A 25,357-nucleotide genomic window follows, 5' to 3' on the forward strand; every position below is an offset into this window, starting at 1 on the left:
TCAGATACATATGAAGAGTAATCAATCGAACAAAAAAGCACTTTTTTCATTAGCCATTGGCGGTTTTGGAATTGGGCTTACAGAGTTCGTAATTATGGGAATACTTTCCGAGGTTTCGACTGCCTTGGACATTACTATATCCCAGGCAGGTCATTTTATTGCTTCCTATGCTTTCGGAGTTGTGGTCGGGGCTCCTTTATTAACCAGCCTGGGTTCCAAGTTGTCCCCTAAAAGAATGTTGTTTCTATTGATGATGTGGTTCACATTATTCAATACCCTATCCGGTTTGTCATCAAATTATGGAACATTACTAGTGTTACGATTTCTATCCGGGATACCCCATGGAGCATTTTTTGGCATTGGGGCGGTGGTAGCCATGAAATTGGCGAAAAAAGGAAAATCCGCACAAGCTATTGCCATTATGTTTTCAGGGTTAACGGTTGCTAATGTCATCGGTGTTCCTATAGGGACTTACATTGGTCAAGAGTTTGGTTGGAGTACCTCATTCTTTCTTGTGGGCATTGTGGGAATTTTAACCTTGGCGACATTACAGTTTTGGATGCCTAGAATGGAAACAGCCAGCAATACTCCTCAAGTAAAGTTATTGGATGCCCTTAGAAATAAACAATTATGGGCTATGATTGCTTTGACCACCATAGGTACGGGAGGCTTTTTTGCATGGTACAGTTATATAGCGCCTTTGATAACCGATGTAGCGGGGTTAGATGATCACTATGTAGGATATGCCATGATGCTTGCAGGATTGGGAATGGTATTCGGAAATTTTGTGGGAGCAAAAATGGCCGAGATCTTTTCTCCATTAAAGGCCGTTATTATTAGCTTATCCGTAATGTCCGCTGTTTTGGTACTTAATATGTTCATCGCTACCAATCCCTATCTACTGATGGCCTTTACCTTTTTAATTGGAGCAATCGCATTTACCGTTTCTACGCCCATACAAATGACCATTATTAATACGGCCAAAGGTTCTGAAATGCTTGGTTCATCCATGAACCAAAGTGCTTTTAATATGGGAAATGCGTCCGGAGCTTATCTTGCAGGTTTACCCATGGTATTTGGCTTTGAGGTAGTGTACTCCAGTTTGGTAGGTGGTATATTGGCTGCTTCGGGGTTGTTTTGGCTATAGCCATTTACATGTACAGAAAGCAAAAGGCGGGAAAATCCAATAAAGTGGCTTTAAGTTCCTAATTGACATCGGATTATAAAGCTTTCACAACTTTATGATTATAGTCGTAATTAATTCCTAATTTGTACGTTAGAAATTATACCTAAATCATACTTAATAAGTGCAACGTTTAAAACTAATCCTTGGTGCCTTTCTATTGGTACTTATCCTTTTCACTTTTTCTGCGGCAACTATTGATATTCAACCGGAGGAAGTATCCAAAGTCGAATTTCAGAATCAATTAGCCATTCAAAAGGAAGCCAAAATCTATGCTTCCGAAAAAAGGCATTGGAGCGAGCTATTAGTGAATACTTTGACCATGCGTTAAAATCAGGTGAAATTGTCGGAGCGGGAGTAAGTATCGTAAAAGGGGATTCCATTTTGTTGGCAGAAGGTTATGGCGCTCGAAATAGTAAAGAGGGTACTCAAATAGATGGGAAAACCGTTTTCAGGTTGGGTTCCTTGTCCAAGGGATTTACAGGTATATTGGCGGCAAAATTGGTGGAAGAAGGTGCGCTTGGATTTATGGACAAGGTTACTGATTACCTTCCACAATTTGTTTTCGGCGATAGTATAAATACAAAAAAAATAAAAATAGCCCACCTACTGTCCCATACATCCGGAACACCTTACCATAGTTATACAAATCTAGTGGAAGCTGGGATTCCAATGAATAAAATTGCAGAGCAGTTTAAAGCAGTGGAACCTTTAAGCGAACCAGGAATCCAATATAGTTACCAAAATGCCATGTTCGCTTTGAGCCAAGAAATTATATTTAAAGCAACGGGCAAGGATATCAATTTTTTACTGAAAGACCGTTTTTTCAAGCCTTTGGGAATGTCCGGAACCTCTATGAACCATGAGTCATTTTTGGAAAAGGGTAATATTGCGGAACCACACACCAAAAGGGGTCGAAGTTGGAGGGTATTGCCGTTAAAAAATAATTATTACAATGCCGTGGCTGCAGGAGGTATTGACGCGAGTTCCCTAGATATGGGTAAATGGATGCGCTTTTTATTGGGACATAATCCAGCGATAATGAAATCCAATGCCTTGAATCGTGCCTTTGAACCGTTTATTGAGTTGAACGAGAATAATAAATATTATCAAAGGTGGAAAGGTCATGTAAAATCCGCCTATGCCTTTGGTTGGAGAATCCATACGATCAAGGATAAAGAAAAGGAGAAAGAAGAAACTATTTGGCACCATGGGGGCAGCGTCAATAGTTATAGAAATGAAATTGCCCTTTTTCCGGATTCTGACCTAGGTATTTGTGTTCTGATGAACAATCACTCCAGTTTGGCCAAAAATGTCATACCCGACCTTAGAGCCATTGTTAAACATATTTATGAATTATCACCCGATGCTTTGGCGAGCTTATAATTTAGTGAGTGTTATTCAAGAAAAAAACCCTCAACTTTTAAGTTGAGGGTTTTTGCTTTTGTGAAGTACGTTGATTATATGTTTTTCGCAAGCCAATCACCCACCTCACTCGTTTTGTATGATTTTCCACCTTCGGCCAAATCCTCGGTAACTATTCCCTCGGCAAGGGATTTGTTTACGACCCTTCTGATTTCTTCCGCCTCTTTGGTCAACTCCAAATCTTCGAACAACATGGCGGCCGACAAAACTGTAGCTAACGGATTTGCAATATCCTTACCCGCAGCTTGTGGGTAGGAGCCATGTATTGGTTCGTACAACGAAACCTTACTGCCCACAGAAGATGAAGGCATAAGACCCATGAATCCGTGAAATGACAGAGGCTTCATCCGTTAAGATATCACCAAAGAGATTAGCGGTAATGATGACATCATAACCTTTTGGCCATTGTATCAATCTCATGGCGGTAGCATCCACAAACTCATAGGAAACTTCAACTTCAGGAAAGTCTTTTTCCATGGCTTGTACGGTCTCCCTCCACAATCTAGAGGATTCTAAAACATTAGCCTTGTCTACACAACATAATTTCTTAGAGCGTTTCATGGCCATTTCAAAACCTTTTTTGGCCAATCGCTCTATTTCAAATCGTTGATAGGTCATGGTATCGAAAGCGGTATTATTATCATCTTTCCTACCTCTTTCTCCAAAATAGACACCACCTGTCAATTCTCTCAAGATAATCAAATCGGTACCTTCAATACGGTCTCTTTTCAAAGGGGATTTATCTATTAAGGAAGGAAAAGTAAACGTAGGACGTACATTGGCAAACAATCCCAGCTTTTGTCTCATCTTTAAAAGCCCTTGTTCCGGCCGGACCTTCGCCGTTGGGTCGTTATCGAACCTAGGATGCCCGATGGCACCAAATAATACGGCATCCGCACTCGCGCAAATATCATGCGTTTCATCTGGATAGGGTTCTCCTACGGCATCAATGGCCGCTGCACCGGTAAGTGCAGGTTTCCAGGTAATTTCATGATTAAATTTGGTTGCAATTGCATCGCAAACTTTTACTGCTTGATCTACTACTTCAGGATCTATTCCATCCCCGGCCAACAGCGCTATGTTTAATTTCATTATGCTTGTTTTCTTATCTAGTGATTAAATTATATTCAACATTTTTTCAGTGGCTTTTATCGCTGAAACCGTCTGATCCGAATCTAGACCACGTGAGGTAAATTCCCTACCGTCTATATCCCAAGTGATTACGGTCTCACAAAGTGCATCAGAGGCACTACCTGGAGGGATTCTTACAGCGTAATCCGTCAATCCGGGAAGAACTAAGTTACGGGATTTATATATTTTTCGCAATGCGTTCATAAAGGCATCATATTGTCCATCTCCGGAGGCATTTTCCTCAAAGGTCTTTCCGTTTATTTCAAGGGACAGGGTAGTGGAGGGCCTTAGCCCTTTAGAGTGCGTGAGTACATAGGACTTCACAAACACCTTTTGTTGATAATCCGTATCAAGGACATCTGATATGATATAAGGCAAATCATCCTTCGTAACTCGTTCCTTTTTATCCCCCAATTCAATAATCCGAGCGGTAACTTTCTTAAGTTCCTCATCATTGAGGGTTAAGCCAAGTTCTTGAAGGTTTTTTTGAATATTTGCCTTCCCGGACATCTTTCCAAGCGCATATTTTCGTTTTCTACCAAAGCGCTCGGGCATCAAATCACTGAAATATAGATTTTTTTTACTGTCGCCGTCTGCATGTATACCTGCTGTTTGTGTAAAAACATTGTCCCCAACAATTGGTTTGTTAGAGGGTATACTAATACCCGTAAATGCGGATACCAGTTTGCTTACTTTAAAGAGTGACTTTTCGTTGAGATTGATTTTTACATCCGGAAGGAAGTCATTGATAACGGCAATGGCACTTGCCATTGGTGCATTACCGGCACGTTCTCCCATTCCGTTTATGGTCAAATGTAAACCATGGCACCCTGCCTTTATGGCCTCCATTACATTCGCCACTCCCAAATCGTAGTCGTTATGACCGTGAAAGTCTATATGGAGTTCGGATATTTTTGTACGATTTCAGAGATGAAATCGAAGGTTTCCGTATACGTCAGTACACCCAAGGTGTCTCGGTAATAAAACACGTTTAATGGGCTGGGTGGTAAGGAAATCCAAAAATTGAAAAACATAGTCTTTGGAATTTCGCATTCCATTACTCCAATCTTCCGAGATAAATATTATTAATAAAACCTTTTTCAGAAGCTTTCTTGAAAATCTCGGCTATTTCCTTAAAGTGTTGCTCCGGTGTTTTTTTTAGCTGATGGGTCAAATGGTTCAAAGAACCCTTGGTCAATAAATTTTGGGATATGGCACCGGCCTTTTCCATCCAATCCAAAGAGACCCCGCCATCCACAAAGGTTAGGACCTCTACCTTATCCAAATAGTTATGATCTTTGGCCCATTCCGTTATTTGTTGTACTGCCTGTAGTTCCCCTTCCGAAACACGTGCGGAAGCCACTTCGATACGATCTACCTTTAACTCTTCCAGGAGCAATTTGGCCAAGGTAAGTTTTTCGGAGGCTGAAAAGGATACCCCGGAGGTCTGTTCACCATCCCTAAGGGTGGTATCCATAATTTCCAACATTCTTTTCATTTAGCGTTCCGGTAATAATACTTAAAGTGGTGTGTTGGCAGCGAAAGTCCGGATGTCCTTTTTAATGTTCAACAAATAATCGATATCATCAAAACCGTTCATCATATTATTCTTCTTGTATCCATTGATTTCAAAGGATTCGCTTTCGCCAGTGGATAACAAGGTTATTTTTTGTTCGGGTAAGCTTACCTCTAATTCGGTTTTAGGATCCGCCTCAATGGCATCGAATATTTTTTGTAAAAACTCCGCACTTACCTGCACGGGAAGCACGCCTATATTTAAACAGTTGTTTCTAAAAATATCTGCAAAGAAACTGGAAACCACGCATCTAAATCCGTAATCATAGACGGCCCAGGCCGCATGTTCACGAGAAGATCCCGATCCAAAGTTTTTACCTCCTACCAATATTTTACCATTATAGGTAGGGTTGTTCAATACAAAATCCTTTTTTGGAGTGTCATCTTGATTGTATCTCCAATCCCTGAATAGGTTATCACCAAATCCTTTTCTTTCCGTTGCTTTTAAGAACCGTGCAGGGATAATTTGATCTGTATCCACATTTTCTATGGGTAGTGGTACCGCTGTTGATGTTAATATGTTGAATTTATCGTAAGCCATTTTATTTGTCTATAGTTATTGTTTATGAATTAAGCGGTCTCCAATTCCATTAGTTCGCGTGGATCTGTCACCTTTCCGGTAACCGCGGCTGCCGCTGCCACCAATGGGCTAGCAAGAATAGTTCGGGCACCCGGATCTTGTCTTCCTTCAAAATTTCTGTTCGAAGTACTTACGGCCAATTTACCTGCGGGAATTTTATCCTCATTCATAGCAAGACATGCGGAACATCCAGGTTCCCTAAGTTCAAATCCTGCTTCTGTAAGTATATCCAATAACCCTTCTTCTTTGATGGCCGCTTCCACCTTATGTGAACCGGGCACTAACCAAGCCGTTACGTTATCCGCTTTTTTTCTTCCTTTTACCAAAGAGGTGAAGGCCCTAAAATCTTCAATACGTCCATTGGTACAACTACCAAGGAACACGTAATCGATTGTTTTCCCCATTATGCTTTCCCCTTCATTGAACTTCATATATTCCGAGAGATTTTTTATAGCTGCTGGCTCCACCTTGTGTGGCGTTTGCTGATGGAATATCTTTTGAGATTCCCATTCCCATTCCAGGGTTTGTACCGTAGGTAATCATCGGTTCAATTTGAGATCCATCAAAGGTCAGTTCTTTATCGAAAATAGCATCTTCATCGGTATATAACGATTCCCAATACGCCATCGCCTTGTCCCATTCGGCACCAGTAGGTGTAAATTCCCGTCCTTTAATATACTCGAATGTCTTTTCGTCCGGAGCGATCATACCGCCACGGGCACCCATTTCTATACTTAGGTTACATACGGTCATTCTACCTTCCATACTCATGTTTCGGAAGATATCACCGGCATATTCCACGAAATATCCTGTAGCACCTGAAGTTGTCAACTGACTGATTATAAAAAGCGCTACATCCTTTGGGGTAACTCCTTTACTAAGTTCTCCATTGATATTGATTCGCATTCTTTTTGGTTTGGGTTGCATGATACATTGCGTGGCCAAAACCATTTCTACCTCAGATGTACCGATACCGAAAGCAATCGCACCAAAGGCACCATGGGTAGAAGTATGGGAATCTCCACATACAATAGTTGCACCAGGTTGGGTAATTCCATACTCAGGTCCAACCACATGTACGATACCATTTTTTTCATGACCCAAGCCCCAATACGAAATACCGTGTTCATTGGCATTTTCTTCCAACATTTTCAATTGGTTTGCGGAAAGCGGGTCTTCAACTGGTAAGTGCTGATTTATGGTCGGAGTGTTATGGTCAGCCGTGGCAAACGTTCTATTATTATATAATACCCCAATGTCCCTATTTTTTAATCCTAGGAATGCTACGGGGCTTGTTACTTCATGAATCATGTGACGGTCTATGAACAGGACGTCCGGATCATTCTCAATTTTATGTACTACGTGGGAATCCCACACCTTATCAAATAACGTTTTAGTTGCGCTCATAATCTTTATAATGTAAGAGTGTAAAAATATTAAAAACAAGGATTTTTAAGAAATCGTCACTTGTTTAAATTACGATGTTCAAAACTTGAATCTGTTAAAAATGACAATCAACTAATATAGTTCCGAGATATTTTTGAATTTAGCCAACTGAGCATAAAAATGTCTTACAACCAAGTTTTCAGGTTTTTCCAAAGTCGGGTCCTCCTTTAACAATTGTAAGGCGTAGTACCTTGCAGATTTTAATATGGAGTTGTCTTTTACGATATCTGCTATTTTTAAGTTGAGCATGCCGCTTTGTTGCGTACCCATAATATCTCCTGGCCCGCGAAGTTTTAAATCCACTTCGGCAATTTCGAACCCATCATTGGTTTGCACCATGGTTTCCAAACGAGTCTTGGCCTCTGAGCTCAATTTATAGCTCGTCATAAGGATACAATAGCTTTGATCGGCACCCCTGCCCACACGTCCCCGTAATTGATGTAATTGAGAAAGTCCAAAACGTTCGGCACTCTCAATGATCATAACGGAGGCATTAGGCACATTCACGCCAACTTCAATCACCGTAGTGGCTACCATAATTTGGGTTTCCCCTTTTACAAATCGCTCCATTTCATAGTCCTTGTCCTCTGGTTTCATTTTGCCATGTACAATGGAAATCTGATATTCCGGTTGGGGGAAATCGCGCGCAATACTCTCATAACCGTCCATTAAATCCTTATAGTCAAGTGCTTCTGATTCTTGAATGAGTGGATATACCACATACACCTGACGTCCTTTTTTTATTTCCTCTTTGATGAACTGAAATACTTTCAACCGATTGGAATCGTATCTATGCACGGTTTTAACAGGCTTCCTACCGGGTGGTAGTTCATCGATTACTGAAATATCCAAATCCCCATATAGGCTCATAGCCAACGTTCTTGGAATAGGAGTAGCCGTCATTACTAAAACATGTGGCGGAATTTCGTTTTTGTGCCAAAGTTTAGAACGTTGTGCCACCCCAAAGCGGTGCTGTTCGTCAATTATTGCAAAGCCCAAATTTTTGAAAACGACTTTATCTTCCAAAACGGCATGGGTCCCTATTAATATATGGAGATTCCCACTTTCCGGAGCTTCGTGAATGGGTTTACGAACAGATTTTTTAACCGACCCGGTCAAAAGTTCACAAGTGACCCCAGTATCCTTTAGCAACTCCTTAATGCCATTGTAATGTTGATTGGCCAATATTTCGGTTGGGGCAACCAAACAGGCCTGAAATCCGTTGTCAATTGCCAAAAGCATAGTCATCACGGCCACGATAGTTTTTCCGAACCCACATCACCCTGTAATAATCGGTTCATTTGGGCATTGCTCCCAAGATCGGCCCTTATTTCCTTGATGACCCTTTTTTGGGCATCGGTAAGTTCAAAAGGAAGGTGATTGGCATAAAAGTCATTGAACAGTGTTCCAACCTGATCAAAATTGAAGCCTTTGATTTTTTGCTTGTGCAACATGTTTTTGGCAATCAACTGTAGTTGTAGGTAAAAAAGCTCCTCGAATTTTAAACGAAATTGCGCTTTTGCCAATAGCTCCTGATTTTTGGGAAAGTGAATGTTGAAAAGGGCCTCACTTTTTGAGATCAGTTTTAGATCAAACAGGATTTTATCGGAAAGAGTCTCAGCAAACTTACCTTTGGTCTCCACAAATAATTGGTGAATCAGCTTACTCAATACCCTGTTGGTAATTCCCTTATTGCTTAGTTTCTCGGTGGATGGGTAGACTGGTTGCATATGGATCCGCAGACTCTTTTCATGTTCTGCCAGTAATTCCATTTCCGGATGGGGCATGGAAAATAATCCGTTGAACCAATTGCATTTACCAAATATTACATAGGGAACGTTTAGTTTGAGATTTTCCCGTATCCACTTTTGTCCACGAAACCAAACGAGTTCCAATTCTCCGGTATCGTCTACGAATTTTGCCACCGAGACGTTTGCCTCGTTTCTGTTCTACCGTTTTTACATGTACGATCTTACCTACAATCTGCACCTCCGCATTGCTCTTTTGCAGTTGACCTATTTTGTAGTATTGGGTCTTGTCTATATACCTGTAGGGGAAGAGATTCAAAAGATCCTGATAGACATGAATGCCCAATTCAGACTGTAGGGTTTCGGCCCTATTTGGCCCTACACCTTTAAGATACGCAACGGGAGTTTGAAGGAATCCGGCATTCATCCGACTAAATTAGGACTTACCATCTGTAACTGCAATACGGGAAAAGCCTTAATTTGGTCCGAGAATTGATTGGATTTGATTATGCATCGGTATTTGTTTCTATTCTTCTTTTGTAGTTTCGCCATCTATCCACAGCATCAGGAAAAAGTGGATTTTTTGGATGCTGCTATAGAGATTCGTCCAAATCTTCAGGAAAAACGAATTGATGGGCAGGTCATTTATACGTTTAAGGTTTTAGAAAGTGTAGATTCCGTTTGGTTGGATGCCAAGAATATGGACTTTGAGAAAATTAGACTAAATGATAAAGGGATTGAATGGGATTATGACGGAAAAAGAATTGTAATAAGGTCAAAATTCAAAAAAAAATCCAGTCATAAACTTTATTTAGAATATAAATGCACCCCGAAACAAACCGTTTATTTTATTGGACTTGACGATAACAATCCGGAAAACGACCAGGTTTGGATCCAAGGCCAAGGAAAGTACACCAGCCATTGGTTGCCCAGTTTTGATGCCATGGAGGAGAAAGTGGAGTTCGATATGGATATCACGGTGGATACCGGTTTTGAGGTAATAGCGAACGGGATTTTGCTACAGCGGGAAACAAAGGATGAAGTGTCCACGTGGCAATTCGACATGGAAAAGCCAATGAGCAGTTATTTGTTAGCCTTTGTTATAGGGGAATACGACAAGCAGGAATTGATGTCCGAAAGTGGCGTTGCTATCGAAAACTATTTCTATCCAGAGGACAGCCTTCGAGTGGAACCTACATATCGTTATACCAAAGAGATTTTTGATTTTTTTGAAGAGGAAATCGGCATAGCCTATCCCTGGCAGAATTACAAACAAGTTCCCGTGCATGATTTTCTGTACGCCGGAATGGAAAATACCGGGGCCACGATTTTTTCCGATGCCTATGTCATAGATTCGACAGCTTTCATCGATAGGAATTATGTGAACATCAACGCCCATGAAATGGCCCACCAATGGTTTGGGAATCTGGTCACAGAGAAGGATGGCAACCACCACTGGCTTCATGAGGGCTTTGCTACCTACTATGACTATCCGGCGGAAAAGAATTTATTTGGTGCCGACCATTTTTATTGGAAATTGTTCGATACAGCCCAACAGCTAGAAGAATTGTCAATATCGGGCAAAGGGGAAAGTCTTACGGATCCCAAAGCGAGTAGTCTCACATTTTATGAAAAGGGCGCTTGGGCCTTGGTGATACTTCGAGAGGAAGTAGGGGAGGAGGCTTTTAGAAAGGGTGTACAATCTTATTTGCAAAGGTTTGCCTTTAAAAATGTGACTGTGGATGATTTTTTACATGAAATTGAAATAGCTGCAAATAAAGACTTAAATGATTTTAAATCAAAATGGTTGGATTCCAACTCATTTCCTTGGGAGGATGCAAATGACTTTATTACTAGGAATTCGTCTTCTATAAGAACATTTTCGAAACTAAAAAAGAGCCTTGATGCCTACCCTGAAAGGTTTGATCCCATAATGCGTTTATGGGATGGATTTTCTTCGGATAATTTAAAAGTTGCCCTTATTAATGAATTTTCAGAATCTTTCCAGGAAACTAATTTTTATGAAATTTTAAAAACAGAATCTCAAACTATAAGACAGGCGATTGCATTTAATTCTGCTTTACTTAATCAGGACGAAAATGAAATTTTTCAATCCTTTTTAGGAGATAAAAGCTATGTTACCCAAGAACATGCATTATTCAAACTTTGGGAAGCGTTTCCCGAAGAAAGGGTGGGTTATTTGAACGAACTACAGAATGTAATGGGCCTCCCCAATAAAAATGTCCGTTTACTCTGGTTGACCTTGGCATTGGTAACTCCGAATATAATACCTCTCAAAAAAAAGTGTATTTGGATGAATTGGTTCACTATACCGATTCCCAATACAATCCAGAAGTTCGTCAAGGGGCTTTTCAGTATTTATATCAAATCAATGGCTTGAATGATATAGCATTGAAGAATTTGATTTTAGCTACCGATCATCATTCCTGGCAGTTCAGGTCATATAGCAGAAATTTGTTGGAAGAAATACTTAAAGATGCTAACTTAAAGAATCAGCTCATCGAAGTAGCTAAGAAACTAAACGATTCGGATTTGCGTTATCTTAAAACCAAAATAGATTTACCATGAAGGCTTTGGTCATTTCAGGAGGGGGAAGTAAAGGAGCATTCGCCGGAGGCGTGGCCCAATTTCTAATTCAGGATTACGGTAAAAAGTACGACATATTTGTCGGGACATCTACAGGAAGTCTGCTGATATCCCATCTTGCTTTGGGTAAATTGAATAAAATCAAACGTATTTACTCCAATGTAACGCAAAGTAGTATTTTTAATAACTGTCCTTTTGTTGTCAGGAAAAAACATGGGAGTGATGAAATTGGGATTAATCACTGGAACGTCATTCGCAATTTTATTAGGGGCAAAAAGACCTTTGGTGAGAGCGAAAATCTTCGGCAACTCATTGGCAAGAGTCTAACCAAAACGGAGTTCAACAAGTTAAAGAAAGGAATGTCCGACGTTGTCATTACGGTCAGTAATCTTTCCTTAAACCAAGTGGAATATAAGTCCATAAAGGATTGCTCCTATGAGGATTTTTGCGACTGGATTTGGATTTCGGCCAATTATACCCCTTTTATGAGTTTGGTCCGTAAAGAGGGTTGTGAATATGCAGACGGTGGACTAGGAAGCATCGTACCTATTGAGGAGGCAATAAAAAGAGGTGCTACGGAAGTAGATGTGGTAGTACTACATACCGAAGTGAACTACCTCAATAGAATGCCTTCCCGTAACCCTTTTGAGCTTTTGACCTCCATGATGAGTTTTGTTTTTGACCGTATAGAGACCCAAAACATAAGAATTGGGAAATTTGTGGCTAACCAAAACAATGCCATCATCAATCTTTATTATACACCCACTATTTTAACCACCAATTCTTTGATATTTGATAAGAAAAAAATGACCCTATGGTGGAAACGTGGTTACCTCTACGCCAAGAATAAAAATGAGGAAACCAATCCGATCGAACCTAATGAAAATGAATAAATTAGTTGTTAGAAATTAAAAAACAATCAACGAACCATTTACCACAACTCACTAATTTCCTTTTTCACAAAGGACAATGCAGTAGCTGATGGGGAAGCTTTTTCCATGGTGTCGTTTAAAATATCCTCACGTAATTTATCCGCAGTTTCAGATTGGCTCATTGCTGCCTTGCGAATCATTTGAACCGTGGCATTTTTTGCCGCTTTGATGATATTCCAACATTCATCTGTCATATAGATTTGTTGGGAAAGGTTATGGTCAAACTCCGTTTCGATACTTTTTATCAGTAGATTCTCATAGGCATCTTTGTCCTGACTTTTAGGAGCGACCCTTACAACCAAGCTAGGTATTGCGATTCTCTCCAAGAACAACGCCATGCGTTCATAGGCCTGTAAACGAACGGGCAAAGTATCCTTTTGTGAGTCCTTATGTAGAAGAAAACGCCTTCTTCCTTCTTCATTGTTAGTGTGCATCCTAAAAAAATAAAATGCAATGGCACCTGTTACAATAGATGGTAATAAATAAGCAAAAAGTTGAAAAATTTGGTCTGAAGTCATTCTTATAATTTTAACCTAGTTAGTTTATAGTATATGACTCTTTAACGGCCAGTTTTGTCAATTAGTATACTACTTGATCGATGAAATGCAATTTTAGTTTTTCACATCGTCTTTGGCAGTACCATAGAATGATTTGTAGTCGGGATGAATTTCAATTTGTAAAGACTCCCTAAGGCCTCCATCCAAACCTTTAGCGCTCACCCTGGCACCTTCCACACCATAATCCTTGATGAGGATTTGGGCTACGGAAGCAGCCTGTTCCAATGCGATGTCCAATTCCCCGGTCATACTTAAACCAGAAACGGTAACTGCTGATTTCGGATTTGCTGCGATGATTTTTGATACTTTTTCTAGCCATGTTTTGGCCGAATCCTGGACCTTGGAACCTAAACCATCTGCAAAATAGAAATCCAATTTTTCGGAAATGATTACAGAACCATTATTCACTTGAACTTTGGCATTTTCACCCAAGGTCTGTTTTGCATTTGTCAAAATTACAATGGCCGTAGAATCATTACTTGCCACACCGTCCACGATACCTTTTAGTTGGGCCTCCTTGCGTTCCAAAGTGGCCAAGGTCTTATTTATATTTTCTGAATTTTGGCTGGAAAGGGCCGCAAAACTGTTCAGGTTTTTTAACAATGTAGCATTGGCATCCTGTAATTCGGTCACCTGTGATTGTAATTCCTCCGCTTTGATTTCGCTTCTTTTTTGAGTGGCTTGTGCAGTGGATATCAAACGCGTTATGGAATCCAATCGATATTTTAAGTCTTGGTTCTGTTCAATTAGTTCACTCTTTTTACGGGCATTAATCGTAGTACTAAAGCAAAAAGCGAGCAATAATAAGGGTAAAATTTTCTTCATGTTTACTTGCATTTTATTTGCCGCCAAGATACGAACAGTCTTTTAATTCCTGAACACCGTTGAACGGTACTTTGGGTTTATTATATCCGTATGCGTAGGCGAGGCTTTTATTAAGTTCATTATCGTCCAAATTTACTTGAACGTCGTCCATGGTAAATTGACAAGGATGTTCATATCCGAGATGCATGGGTTATTTCCAAAAATTCCTTTCGGAAGGTCTTAAAATATTGGGCCAGCCGATCTGACTTTAAAGGTATGTTTATGCCGTTTTGAAGCCATTTGTTTTGGGTAGCAATGCCTGTAGGGCACCTATTGGTATGGCAAACTTGTGCTTGGATACAACCAATGCTCATCATGGCCTCTCGGGCGACATTAATGCAGTCGGCCCCCATGGCAAATGCCATGGCAGCCTTTGCCGGGAAACCTAATTTACCACTACCAATAAAAACAATTCGCTCCGTTAGCTTTCGTTCCATGAATACTTTAAATACACTTGAAAACCCATAAACCCAAGGTAAGGATACATGATCTGCAAAAGAGGGTGGGGCGGCACCCGTACCACCTTCTCCACCATCTACAGTTATAAAGTCCGATCCTTTTCCGGTCTTAAGCATCAAATCCGCTAGTTCCTCCCATTGGTCTAATTTGCCAATTGCACCTTTTATTCCCACCGGCAGTCCGGTTTCTTGGGCAATTTTTTCAATAAGTTCAATGAGTTCCGGCACAGAGGAGAAAGCTTTATGCGTTGCTGGGGATAACACGTCCTTACCCACTTCCACACCCCTAATTTCAGCTAATTCAGGGGTTATTTTTGCTCCGGGTAGCACACCTCCTTTGCCTGGTTTGGCACCTTGTGATAGCTTTATTTCTATGGCTTTTATACACCGATTTCCCTCAACCAATTTTTTCAATTTTTCTATTGAAAAATTTCCATCCGGGGTACGTACCCCAAAATATCCCGTACCAAAATGAAAGATGACATCGCCACCTTGTTTGTGGTAGGGGGAAAGTCCACCTTCACCCGTATTATGATAGGCGCCGCATTTTTTAACTCCCTTGTTCATAGCTTCCACGGCAGCCGCGGATAAAGAACCAAAACTCATGGCAGATACATTGATAATGCTAGCGGGCCTATAGGGCTTTTTTCGCTTGTTGAAGGCACCCATGATTTTGGCGCAGGGGATAAACGTATAATCAAGTTCATTAGGATGACCTTGGGGCACCTTAAATGCCATCATCCTATTTTTTATAAAAACATGTTGATGCGCATAAATGTCCCTGTCGGTTCCAAAACCTTCATAATTATTCTCTTTTTTGGCAGAGGCGTATATCCATCCCCGTTCAATTCGATTGAATGGAAGTTCTTCCCGATTATTGGCCACAAAATATTGACGCATCTCAGGTCCAATACTTTCCAACCAATACCTTAGATGCCCAACAATCGGGAAATTATGCTTAATGGTATGTTTCTTCTGAATGAAAATATCCCATATGGCCACTAAAGCTAATACGATAATAATCCATGCCCACCGTGGAAATATGGCAAGTAAAGTAATCTGAATGGCCATTTAAAATTATCCTTTTGGTTGGTTTTCCAATCTTGGGGTCTTATCGCTATTCAAATAGTCTAGACTCATTGCTGTAAGCGTTTTTACCCCCAAGAGCATCCCACTGTCATCAATTCTGAAATCAGGGGTGTGATGAGGAAAGGATTCCGTATTTCCAGGTGTCATACCTCCCAAGAAGAAAAAGAATCCAGGCACTTTTTCTTGGTAGAAAGAAAAGTCTTCAGCACCTGTAATGGCCTTGGCAACCACCACATTTTCCTTCCCGGCTACAGCTTCCATAGTGGGTAGCATTTGAGAAACCAATTCGGATTGTTGTAAGTAATCGCCGTTCCTGAGGCTATTTCCGTGGTGGCTTCGCCACGATAGGCCTCCGCTATGGAACTGACCATTTCCTTCATCCTCCTATTCAATTGCTTTTGCATATCATAATCCAAAGTTCTTATGGTACCGACAATTTCTGCACTTTCAGGAATGATATTGTTTCTAACCCCGGAAGTGATTTTACCTACGGTTATAACGGCAGCCTCATTCGTCAGGTTCATTTCCCTACTGATGATGGTTTGTAGTCCATCGATAATCTTGGCACTGATTAAAATAGGATCCACACCGGACCATGGCTGGGAACCATGACTTTGTTTCCCTTTAACATTGATGACAAACCGTTGGGCGGCCGCCATATTCCACCAGGACTTATAACGAATCATACCTACTGGAGTTTGGGAATTAATATGTAATCCAAATATGGCATCTACATCCGGATTTTGTAAGACACCCTCCTTGATCATTAACGCAGCCCCGCCTTCTTCTCCTGGAGGTGCTCCTTCCTCAGCTGGTTGAAAAATGAATTTCACGGTACCTTTAATTTTATCCTTGTTTTTTGAAAGTACTTCTGCCACTCCCATCAAAATAGCTATGTGCGTATCGTGTCCACAGGCGTGCATGACCCCCACTTCATTACCCAAATATTCCGATGTAACGGTACTTTTAAAGGGAAGGTCGTTGCGCTCCGTGACCGGTAAGGCATCTATATCCGCACGCAGGGCTACCACTTTACCAGGTTTGTTTCCTTTAAGGACTCCTACGACCCCAGTATGGGCAACACCGGTTTCTATTTCTATTCCCAAACTTCTTAAATGATCCGCAATTTTTTTCGCGGTTTCAAATTCCCGATTGGAAAGCTCCGGATGTTCATGGAAATACCTTCTCCATTCTATTACCTTGTCTTCAATAGAGCTAAAATCTTTTTCCATGGACTTTTGTGCCGTTGCCAACATCCCACATAATAAAAAGGTGAGTATACCTAGTTTTTTCATAGTATTCATTTAAAATTTAATCAGTCTATAATTATCATCCTGTAATTGGATTAATGCGGTCATAGCACTTAAGGACAGTTGCACACCTTGTATGAGGTCTTCTTTTGGGAAACCTCCGGAAACGGAGGATTGCCCACAAAATATAATCTCGACATTGGCAGCCAAAAGTGCATTTAATAAATCTTCATTGGGATTTTTGGTCCCGTATTTTTTTTCATAAGCTTCAGACGAAATAACATCCTTGGAAGCTTTATTGTGGATTACCAAGGCTACTTTTAACTGTTCTAAGGGAACACCGTTTTGTCCGTGCATATTCAAAAAACGGGCGGCGGTCTCGATAGATGGATTTACCTGATCCAAATCGTCCGGAGTTGACATGATGTCAAAAACGGCTTTAAAGGTTTTTGATGTGTCTAATGTATAGTCTTGATTCTCAATTTTCCAAACCTCGCCATATTCGTCTATGATGGGATCACTCTCTTTTTTTTGGGCGATGGAAATCTGAAACGAAAATACGAGCAACAGTGTTAGACCTAAGAGTTCGTGAAAGCGGGTCATATCTATAAAATTGATTGGTTAAAGATATTTAAAAAGGAACAAACGACTCATGACAATGTTTATAAATCTGAAAAACATCATTTCCGGTATCGTTTAATTATGGCTAAATTCACACCTTAAAAATTGTACTACGTTGAGTTCTTTTATAGATGAATTGAATGATGCCCAAAAAGCACCTGTTTTGCATAAAGATGGGCCTTTAATGGTCATTGCAGGAGCAGGTTCGGGAAAGACAAGGGTACTTACCTATCGTATCGCTTATTTGATGGAGCAGGGTGTGGATGCCTTTAATATTTTGGCACTTACTTTTACCAACAAGGCTGCTCGTGAAATGAAAAAGCGAATCAGTGATATCGTAGGGGTTTCCGAGACAAAAAACCTTTGGATGGGAACCTTTCACTCCGTATTTGCCAAACTGTTGCGGTATGATGGGGACAAGCTTGGTTACCCTAGTAATTTTACCATATATGATACGCAGGATTCACAACGTTTAATCGCCTCTATCATTAAGGAAATGGGTTTGGACAAGGACATCTACAAGTACAAACAAGTACAAAACCGAATTTCTTCCTTTAAAAATAGCCTCATCACAGTCAAAGCATATTTTAACAATCCTGAGCTTATGGAGGCAGATGCCATGGCCAAAAGACCAAGGATAGGAGATATTTACCAAAATTATGTGGATCGTTGTTTTAAGGCTGGGGCTATGGATTTTGATGATTTACTTCTGAGGACCAATGAGTTGTTGACGCGCTTTCCCGATGTCCTTCTTAAGTATCAAGATCGTTTTCGATACATATTAGTAGACGAGTATCAGGATACTAACCACTCCCAATACTTAATTGTTAGGGCCCTTGCAGACCGCTTTCAAAATATTTGTGTTGTGGGTGACGATGCCCAAAGTATCTATTCCTTTAGGGGTGCAAACATCAGCAATATTTTAAATTTTCAGAGAGATTATGATAACGTAGCCTTGTATCGATTAGAACAGAATTATCGATCGACAAAGAATATCGTAAACGCAGCTAATTCTATCATTGCCAAGAATAAAAACCAGTTGGAAAAGAATGTTTGGACGGCCAATGATGACGGGGCGGCAATCAAAATCCACCGAAGTATTACCGATGCAGAGGAAGGCCGGTTTGTGGCCAATTCCATTTGGGAGCATAAAATGCAAAATCAAATGGGAAATGGGGAATTCGCTGTTTTGTATCGAACTAACTCCCAGTCTAGGGCAATTGAAGACGCTTTGCGTAAGCGCGATATTCCGTACAGAATTTATGGCGGACTTTCTTTTTATCAACGGAAGGAAATCAAGGATGTATTGTCCTATTTAAGATTGATTATCAATCCAAAGGACGAGGAGGCATTAAAAAGGGTCATCAACTTTCCGGCGCGAGGCATAGGTCAAACAACCATTGATAAATTGGTGGTGGCCGCCAATCATTATGGTCGTTCCATATTTGAAGTCATGGAAAATATTTCAAAAATTGACCTCAAGATTAATGCTGGTACCAAGAGAAAGCTGGAGGATTTTGTAACGATGGTCAAAAGTTTCCAAATCATGAACGAGGGCACCGATGCCTTTAGTCCGGCGGAACATGTGGCCAAGAAAACCGGATTATTACTGGAGTTTAAAAAGGACGGCACCCCTGAAGGTATCGCCCGTATGGAAAATATTGAGGAGTTGCTAAATGGTATCAAGGATTTTGTTGAGGGCCAAAAGGAACTAGCGGATGCAACGGGTGGCTTGAACGAATTCTTAGAGGATGTGGCCCTAGCAACCGATTTGGATAACGATACTGGAGATGATGATCGGGTTGCTCTAATGACCATTCACTTGGCCAAGGGACTGGAATTCCCATATGTCTATATTGTAGGTATGGAAGAAGACCTGTTCCCTCTCGGAATGAGTATGAACACTAGAAGCGAGTTAGAGGAGGAGCGACGACTTTTTTATGTGGCATTAACACGCGCAGAAAAGCAGGCTTATTTGACCTATACCCAAAACCGATATCGCTGGGGAAAATTAATAGATGCGGAACCCAGTAGATTTTTAGAGGAAATCGATGAGCAGTACGTGGAGAATTTAACTCCTTTGGATGGAGGATATCGCTACAAGTCCATGATTGATGCCGACATTTTTGGTGAAGTGGATAAGAGTAAATTGCGCCGGACCAAACCCGTAAATGGAACACCTCCAAGCATCGGCAGGCCGAATACAAATCAACTACAAAAGCTGAGGAAAATCAAACCGGAACTTTCTCAACCCGTAGGAAACACAAACACAATTGACCCTAGTTTGGCCGAAGGATCTTTTGTAAACCATTCAAGGTTTGGTAGGGGCAAAGTACTTAAAATAGAGGGTGTAGGGAATGATCGCAAGGCAGAGATCAGGTTTGATCAGGGGGATGTGAAAAAATTGTTGCTTAGGTTTGCAAAATTGGAGGTGCTGTAATGGTTTGTCCCTAAATTATTAAATTGGGATAAATTTTGAACAAATGATAAAATATACATTTTGCGGCATATTCATTTTATTTTCTTTTTTAATGGCATCCTGCCAAAGTTCTTCAAAGGTCGATAAAACATTAGAACCTATTTTAACCGAAAATACTCAACAGCCTTCTGTGAATGAGAATGTTTTCGCCCCAGTTACTGGGAAGATGCAGAATTGGTATGGAGCGATGAATTCGATGGAACAGATCTTTCCTTGGAAAACTGGACCTTTGAAACCGGCGATCATGGATGGGGTAACAATGAACTCGAAATTATCAAAGCGAGGGAAATGTAGAAGTGAGTGATGGTACGTTGAAAATTATTGCCAAAAAGGAAAATGTGGATGGCAGTAATTATACTTCGGCTAGATTAAATAGTAAAAAGCAATTTACGTTCGGTAAAATAGAGATTCGTGCCAAAATTCCTGATTATAAAGGAAAAGGAATTTGGCCGGCACTTTGGATGTTGGGTAACGACATTAATTCAGTAGGTTGGCCTGCCTGTGGCGAAATAGATATTATGGAATATGTAAGCTATAGTCCAAACGAAGTTCACTTTACGATTCATAGTACGGCAAACAACCATGTAAAGGGGACTCAGATTACTTCGGTCCCGTTCCTTTGGAAACCATAGAAGAGGAATTTCATACCTACGGCGTGCTTTGGACGGATAAATACATGAAATTTTATATTGATACCGAGGATAATATACAGCTGAATTTTTTGAAACCGTCGATATCCAATTCGGATAATTGGCCTTTTTCCAAACCTTTTTATTTCCTAATAAATATTGCTGTAGGAGGTAACTGGGGTGGTTTGAAAGGTGTGGATGATACCATTTTTCCAGCTGTTATGGAAGTTGACTATGTACGGGTATATCAGAAATAATTAAAGGAGTATGGCCGAACTTATTAGAATATACGAAGAGAATCCCAACCCAAGGGAAATATCCAAAGTGGTTCAGGTATTGAGAAAGGGAGGCCTTGTAATTTATCCAACTGACACAGTATATGGTTTGGGATGCGATATTACCAACTCTAGGGCCCTAGAAAAAATTGCCGGAATAAAGGGTGTTAAATTGGCAAAAGCAAATTGGTCATTTATCTGTGCGGACCTTAGTAACCTCTCTGACTATGCTAGGCAGATTGATACCGCTACCTTTAAGATTCTGAAAAGAGCCTTACCCGATTCCTATACCTTTATCTTGCCGGGTAACAATAATTTGCCCAAGGATTTCAAAAAGAAAAAAACCGTTGGTATTCGGGTTCCGAGACAACAATATTGCGAAGGCCCTGGTACAAGGATTGGGTAATCCTATTGTATCTACTTCCATTCGTGATGATGATGACGTTTTAGAGTATACTACGAATCCGGAATTGATTTATGAGAAATGGGACAACCTGGTGGACGTGGTGATAGATGGGGGATACGGAGGGAATGTAGCCTCTACCATCATTGATTTGTCAACCGGCTTCCCGAAGTAATTAGGGAAGGAAAGGGAGATATTGATATTATATAAAAATTAATAAATCCAATAAAAAAAGCGGCCCAATTTAGGCCGCTTTTTAATTTTATAGATATCAGAAAATTATTTTCCTCCGATGGCAGGATCTTTCATACCCTCTTCAATCATGCTGTAGAACTGATCGATTTTTGGAAGTACCACGATTCTGGTTCTTCTGTTTTTGGATTTCTCAGTTTGGGAAACTGGAACGTACTCAGCTCTACCTGCAGCGGTCATACGCTTAGGATCAACGTTAAAATCGTTTTGTAATATTCTAACAACTGCGGTTGCTCTCTTAACACTCAAATCCCAGTTGTCCAACAATACTCCGCTTCTGTAAGGTACATCATCAGTGTGACCTTCTACCATAAATTCAAAGTCCGGCTTGTTGTTTACAACTTTGGCAACTTTTCCTAGAACTTCCTTAGCTCTGCTAGTTACATTATAGCTACCACTGCTGAACAATAATTTATCAGAAATCGATACGAAAACCACACCCTTTTCAACACTAATTTCAATATCCTCATCATCCAAATTACCCAAAACTCCCTTCAAGCTCTGAACCAAAGATAGGTTTACTGAGTCTCTTCTAGTGATGGCATCGTTCAATTTACGGATTGTTAAATCTTTTTCTTTAAGGCTTTCCAAAGATTTTTCTAAGTTTTCAGCACCTTTTGTAGTCAATGTAGTTAGGTTGCCCATGTTATTGATCAACTCTTGATTGTTTGCTTTCAAGAAAGCATTCTGATCTTCCAATGTTTGAAGTCGTGAAGCAGCAGTCGCCTTTTCTTCCAAACAATCGTTCAACTTAACCGTTGCCGAGTTCAATAAATCTTGGGTTTCTTTTTGTTTTGCCTCAAGATCGGCATATTTCTTCTGCGAAACACAAGAAGACAATAAAAGCGTTACTCCAAGACAGCCTAAAATGATTTTTTTCATAATTGTTTAACTATATTAATGTTTGTTATTTACTTGTTTTACTTAAAACGCAGTCAAAATTATAGTTTTTGACAATCGTTTAAAGTGGTTCTTCGTTAATCTTTTACTAAAATGTTAAAATTCTTTACTCCATTTACGAAGTAAGACCATACAATGGATTTTACAATATAATATTTTAATATGAATTTAGCTTTTTCCCTTTTGCCATACATGCGCCTGAATTGTCTATAGAAACTTAAATGTGCTCTTAAAATAGCCCAACAATGCCTAAGCCTAAATTGGAATACAAATCGTATGGCCGCTATGCCGTCCAAAAGCAATCTAATAAAGATAACGATAAAAGCCTTCCGTCTTGGTAAATTCTTGGTAATCGAGAAAAGGGAGTTTCTAAAGTTCAGGTAGGTTTTCTTCGGGTTCATGTTGCTTAATGTAGATCCACCAAGATGATATACCTTGGAATTACCTAAATAAAAGACCTTGTATCCTTGATTTTTAGCCCGCCAACAAAAGTCCACTTCCTCCTGATGTGCGAAGTAATCAGGATCAAAACCATCTAACTCCCAAAAAACATTTGAACGTACGAACATGCAGGCACCAGTGGCCCAAAATATTTCTATAGTATCGTCATATTGTCCTTTGTCCTTTTCGAGACTTTGAAAAATTCGCCCTCGACAAAACGGATATCCCAATTGGTCAATAAAGCCACCCGCAGCACCTGCATACTCAAATTGATCATTTTTAAAAGGTCCAATATTTTTGGTTGAACTATGGCAGCCTCCTTTTGTTCCTGGAAAAACTGTTGAATAGGTCTTAACCAGTCTTTTGTAACTTCAACATCCGAATTTAAAAGACAATAGATATCGGCCTTCACATTTCTTAGAGCGTCATTATATCCCTTTGCAAATCCTCCATTGGAACTATTTTGGATCAGCTTAATATTGGGATAGTTTTGCTTTAGAAATTCGATGGAACCATCAGTAGATGCGTTGTCCGCAACATATATGTCCGCAAGTCCTTCGGAAAATCTTATTACCGACGGTAGGTAGCGTTCCAGGAGAACCTCTCCGTTCCAATTAAGTATGACGATGGCAATCTTCAAAACGATTGCAAATTAACGGCTAAATTCAGGAATCTCCTTTAAAAACTTATATTTTTCCTCCTTGAACAACATCTTGCAAATATAATGTTCCAATCCGTTGGTCACCATTAAATAGGTAGCGTTGAGCTTAAAATTATACTGTGCAATTTGGTCAAAGGTTGTCTGCGAAATATTGATATGTGGCGCCTTGCATTCTACCAATAAATGTATGGATCCATCGGGGTTAAAGACTACAATGTCATATCTTTTCTTTAAACCATTATACGAAATTTGTTTTTCAATATTTGTATGGCTTAATGGATATTTTTTTTCGGTGGTAAGAAACATTAAGGTATGTTGTCGTACCCATTCTTCGGGTGTGAGAACCACGAACTTTTTGCAGATCATGTCAAAAATCAGCGCTGAATTTTGACTATTTTTGAATCTAAAGGTATACCTAGGAAAGTTTAGGGACTGCATGCTACAAATTTGATGATTTTTTCCGAATGGATGAAGTACTACAAATCGTAAACGATATAAAGCAAGGAAAGATAAAGCCTATTTATTTCCTTTTTGGTGAGGAGGCATATTTTATAGATAAGATTTCAACTTATATAGCCGACAAAGTGTTGACAGAAGAGGAGAAAGGCTTCAATCAAATGGTACTATATGGAAAGGATGTCACCATTGATGATATCGTTGGCAATGCAAAGAGATTTCCAATGATGGCAGAAAGGCAGGTAGTCATCGTTAAGGAGGCCCAGCATTTGTCCAGGACTATCGAAAATTTAAGCCCCTATGCGGAAAACCCACAGATGAGCACGGTACTGGTATTTTGCTATAAATATAAAAAGCTGGACAAGCGAAAAACCCTTTATAAGCATATTAAAAAGAATGGGGTCGTTTTTGAGAGCAAAAAACTATACGATAACCAAGTATCAGAATGGCTGCGCAGAACCCTGGTATCTAGCGGTTATTCTATTTCCCACAAGGCGGCTATTATGCTGGTGGAGTATTTGGGTACGGATTTGGGAAGAATAAATAATGAACTCGAAAAGCTTAAATTGGCTATTCCCGATAAAAAGGAGATTACGCCGGAGGATATAGAACAGCATATTGGTATTAGTAAGGACTATAACAATTTTGAGCTTAAAAAAGCCATTGGGGAACGAAATATACTAAAGGCGACTAAGATTGTGAATTACTTCGCCCAAAACCCAAAGGACAATCCCTTTGTACTTACCATTACACTTCTTCACAGCTTTTTCGCCCAGTTATTACAATATCATGGTCTGAACGATCACTCTCCAAAAAACGTGGCCAGTGTTCTTAAAATCAATCCTTATTTTGTAGGCGAATATCAAACAGCGGCCAAAAATTTCCCAATGAAAAGGGTAAGTCAAATCATTGCAAATCTTAGGGAATTGGATCATAAAGGGAAAAGGAGTCAACTCCGCAAGCGTAAACCATCAAGACCTTTTAAAGGAACTGTTATATAAAATCCTTTGATTATTTTTTATCAATGCTGAATTTTCCAGGCCCCAATAGAGCAATGGTTACAAAAGCCACTAAGTATAGTAAAGCTTTTTCCTTTGTTCCGAAGGGATCGGCAGCATGTGCTATAAAACCTGCAACTGCCATAGTTATGGCCGTAGGAATGGCTGCAAATCTAGTTTTGAAACCAATGATTACCAAGATTGGGCAAATAAACTCTCCGATGACCGCCAGAAACAGGGAAGGTGCAGCACCAATACCAATGGGATCACCAAACTCAAAGTTGCCAGCTATCAATTTTTGAAACTTGGGTAGGCCATGGGTTAACATCATCGCCGAAACTGCTATTCTAAAAAAGGCAAGTCCTATGTCTTTCATTGGGGGAAACATTTTTGTTTA

Annotated in this window: 15 protein-coding genes and 9 pseudogenes; 10 read left to right on the forward strand and 14 right to left on the reverse strand. The window is 40.1% G+C overall.

Annotation, left to right across the window (positions count from 1 at the left end):
• Positions 1-10: 10 nt before the first annotated feature.
• The 3 genes from NYZ99_RS08140 (at position 11) to NYZ99_RS08150 (ending at position 2,569) form a co-directional block, all read left to right on the forward strand.
• Complete coding sequence (locus tag NYZ99_RS08140; protein ID WP_338039400.1) at positions 11-1,147, forward strand: MFS transporter; 1,137 nt, start codon at positions 11-13, stop codon at positions 1,145-1,147.
• A gap of 160 nt (positions 1,148-1,307) precedes the next feature.
• Positions 1,308-1,514, forward strand: a complete 207-nt coding sequence (locus tag NYZ99_RS08145; RefSeq protein ID WP_260574796.1) for a hypothetical protein — start codon at positions 1,308-1,310, stop codon at positions 1,512-1,514.
• Positions 1,475-2,569: a serine hydrolase domain-containing protein gene (locus NYZ99_RS08150; protein WP_260574797.1), complete on the forward strand. Its 1,095-nt coding sequence runs from the start codon at positions 1,475-1,477 to the stop codon at positions 2,567-2,569. Before NYZ99_RS08145 ends, NYZ99_RS08150 begins: the two co-directional genes overlap by 40 nt.
• Positions 2,570-2,643: 74 nt before the next feature.
• Here the strand turns inward: NYZ99_RS08150 and leuB are convergent.
• The 5 genes and pseudogenes from leuB to recG all read right to left on the reverse strand — a co-directional run bounded on the left by leuB (position 2,644) and on the right by recG (position 9,515).
• Positions 2,644-3,700 (reverse strand): annotated as a pseudogene (gene leuB, locus NYZ99_RS08155) (3-isopropylmalate dehydrogenase).
• 24 nt (positions 3,701-3,724) lie between these two features.
• Positions 3,725-5,237 (reverse strand): annotated as a pseudogene (locus NYZ99_RS08160) (alpha-isopropylmalate synthase regulatory domain-containing protein).
• A gap of 21 nt (positions 5,238-5,258) precedes the next feature.
• The gene (gene leuD, locus NYZ99_RS08165; protein WP_260574798.1) at positions 5,259-5,855 is read right to left on the reverse strand and encodes a 3-isopropylmalate dehydratase small subunit; all 597 of its coding nucleotides are present in this window, start codon (positions 5,853-5,855) and stop codon (positions 5,259-5,261) included.
• A gap of 29 nt (positions 5,856-5,884) precedes the next feature.
• Positions 5,885-7,301 (reverse strand): annotated as a pseudogene (leuC, locus tag NYZ99_RS08170) (3-isopropylmalate dehydratase large subunit).
• 111 nt (positions 7,302-7,412) lie between these two features.
• A pseudogene (gene recG / locus NYZ99_RS08175) lies at positions 7,413-9,515 on the reverse strand (ATP-dependent DNA helicase RecG).
• 81 nt (positions 9,516-9,596) lie between these two features.
• Between recG and NYZ99_RS08180 the strand changes: the two are divergent.
• Positions 9,597-11,489, forward strand: coding sequence for a M1 family metallopeptidase (locus tag NYZ99_RS08180; protein WP_260574799.1), 1,893 nt, complete (start codon positions 9,597-9,599; stop codon positions 11,487-11,489).
• Positions 11,490-11,673: 184 nt separating this feature from the next.
• On the forward strand, positions 11,674-12,588 hold the full coding sequence (locus tag NYZ99_RS08185) for a patatin-like phospholipase family protein (RefSeq protein ID WP_260574800.1): 915 nt from the start codon (positions 11,674-11,676) through the stop codon (positions 12,586-12,588).
• Between the two features lie 38 nt (positions 12,589-12,626).
• Here NYZ99_RS08185 and NYZ99_RS08190 read toward each other — a convergent pair whose 3' ends face one another.
• From NYZ99_RS08190 to NYZ99_RS08210, 5 genes and pseudogenes are all read right to left on the reverse strand, one after another.
• Positions 12,627-13,145 (reverse strand): DUF7935 family protein, encoded by a 519-nt coding sequence (locus tag NYZ99_RS08190; protein ID WP_260574802.1) that lies wholly within the window; start codon positions 13,143-13,145, stop codon positions 12,627-12,629.
• Positions 13,146-13,238: 93 nt separating this feature from the next.
• The gene (locus tag NYZ99_RS08195; protein ID WP_260574804.1) at positions 13,239-14,009 is read right to left on the reverse strand and encodes a hypothetical protein; all 771 of its coding nucleotides are present in this window, start codon (positions 14,007-14,009) and stop codon (positions 13,239-13,241) included.
• A 13-nt stretch (positions 14,010-14,022) separates the two neighbouring features.
• Positions 14,023-15,577: pseudogene (locus NYZ99_RS08200) on the reverse strand (FMN-binding glutamate synthase family protein).
• A gap of 6 nt (positions 15,578-15,583) precedes the next feature.
• Positions 15,584-16,890, reverse strand: a pseudogene (locus tag NYZ99_RS08205) (amidohydrolase).
• A 9-nt stretch (positions 16,891-16,899) separates the two neighbouring features.
• Positions 16,900-17,448, reverse strand: a complete 549-nt coding sequence (locus tag NYZ99_RS08210) for a DsrE family protein (protein WP_260574805.1) — start codon at positions 17,446-17,448, stop codon at positions 16,900-16,902.
• A 133-nt stretch (positions 17,449-17,581) separates the two neighbouring features.
• Here NYZ99_RS08210 and NYZ99_RS08215 point away from each other — a divergent pair, with 133 nt between their 5' ends.
• The 4 genes and pseudogenes from NYZ99_RS08215 (at position 17,582) to NYZ99_RS08230 (ending at position 21,462) form a co-directional block, all read left to right on the forward strand.
• Positions 17,582-19,906, forward strand: a complete 2,325-nt coding sequence (locus NYZ99_RS08215; protein WP_260574806.1) for an ATP-dependent helicase — start codon at positions 17,582-17,584, stop codon at positions 19,904-19,906.
• Between the two features lie 335 nt (positions 19,907-20,241).
• A complete protein-coding gene (locus NYZ99_RS08220; RefSeq protein ID WP_260574807.1) occupies positions 20,242-20,577 on the forward strand; it encodes a glycoside hydrolase family 16 protein in 336 nt (111 codons plus the stop codon).
• Positions 20,565-20,831: a glycoside hydrolase family 16 protein gene (locus tag NYZ99_RS08225; RefSeq protein ID WP_260574808.1), complete on the forward strand. Its 267-nt coding sequence runs from the start codon at positions 20,565-20,567 to the stop codon at positions 20,829-20,831. The genes NYZ99_RS08220 and NYZ99_RS08225 overlap by 13 nt, the downstream gene beginning before the upstream one ends.
• 10 nt (positions 20,832-20,841) lie before the next feature.
• Positions 20,842-21,462 (forward strand): annotated as a pseudogene (locus tag NYZ99_RS08230) (L-threonylcarbamoyladenylate synthase).
• A gap of 69 nt (positions 21,463-21,531) precedes the next feature.
• On the opposite strand, the gene NYZ99_RS08235 reads toward NYZ99_RS08230, so the two are convergent.
• From NYZ99_RS08235 to NYZ99_RS08245, 3 genes and pseudogenes are all read right to left on the reverse strand, one after another.
• Positions 21,532-22,386, reverse strand: coding sequence for an OmpA family protein (locus NYZ99_RS08235; RefSeq protein WP_260574809.1), 855 nt, complete (start codon positions 22,384-22,386; stop codon positions 21,532-21,534).
• 95 nt (positions 22,387-22,481) lie between these two features.
• Positions 22,482-23,485: pseudogene (locus NYZ99_RS08240) on the reverse strand (glycosyltransferase family 2 protein).
• A 12-nt stretch (positions 23,486-23,497) separates the two neighbouring features.
• Positions 23,498-23,944: a type I restriction enzyme HsdR N-terminal domain-containing protein gene (locus NYZ99_RS08245; RefSeq protein ID WP_260574811.1), complete on the reverse strand. Its 447-nt coding sequence runs from the start codon at positions 23,942-23,944 to the stop codon at positions 23,498-23,500.
• A gap of 26 nt (positions 23,945-23,970) precedes the next feature.
• Here NYZ99_RS08245 and holA point away from each other — a divergent pair.
• A pseudogene (gene holA, locus NYZ99_RS08250) lies at positions 23,971-24,973 on the forward strand (DNA polymerase III subunit delta).
• On the opposite strand, the gene NYZ99_RS08255 reads toward holA, so the two are convergent.
• Positions 24,974-25,336 carry a DoxX family protein gene (locus NYZ99_RS08255; RefSeq protein ID WP_260574815.1) on the reverse strand — a complete coding sequence of 121 codons (363 nt, stop codon included), beginning with the start codon at positions 25,334-25,336 and terminating at the stop codon, positions 24,974-24,976.
• Positions 25,337-25,357: the final 21 nt, after the last annotated feature.

Source organism: Maribacter litopenaei (genome assembly GCF_025244665.1).
Lineage (GTDB): Bacteria > Bacteroidota > Bacteroidia > Flavobacteriales > Flavobacteriaceae > Maribacter > Maribacter litopenaei.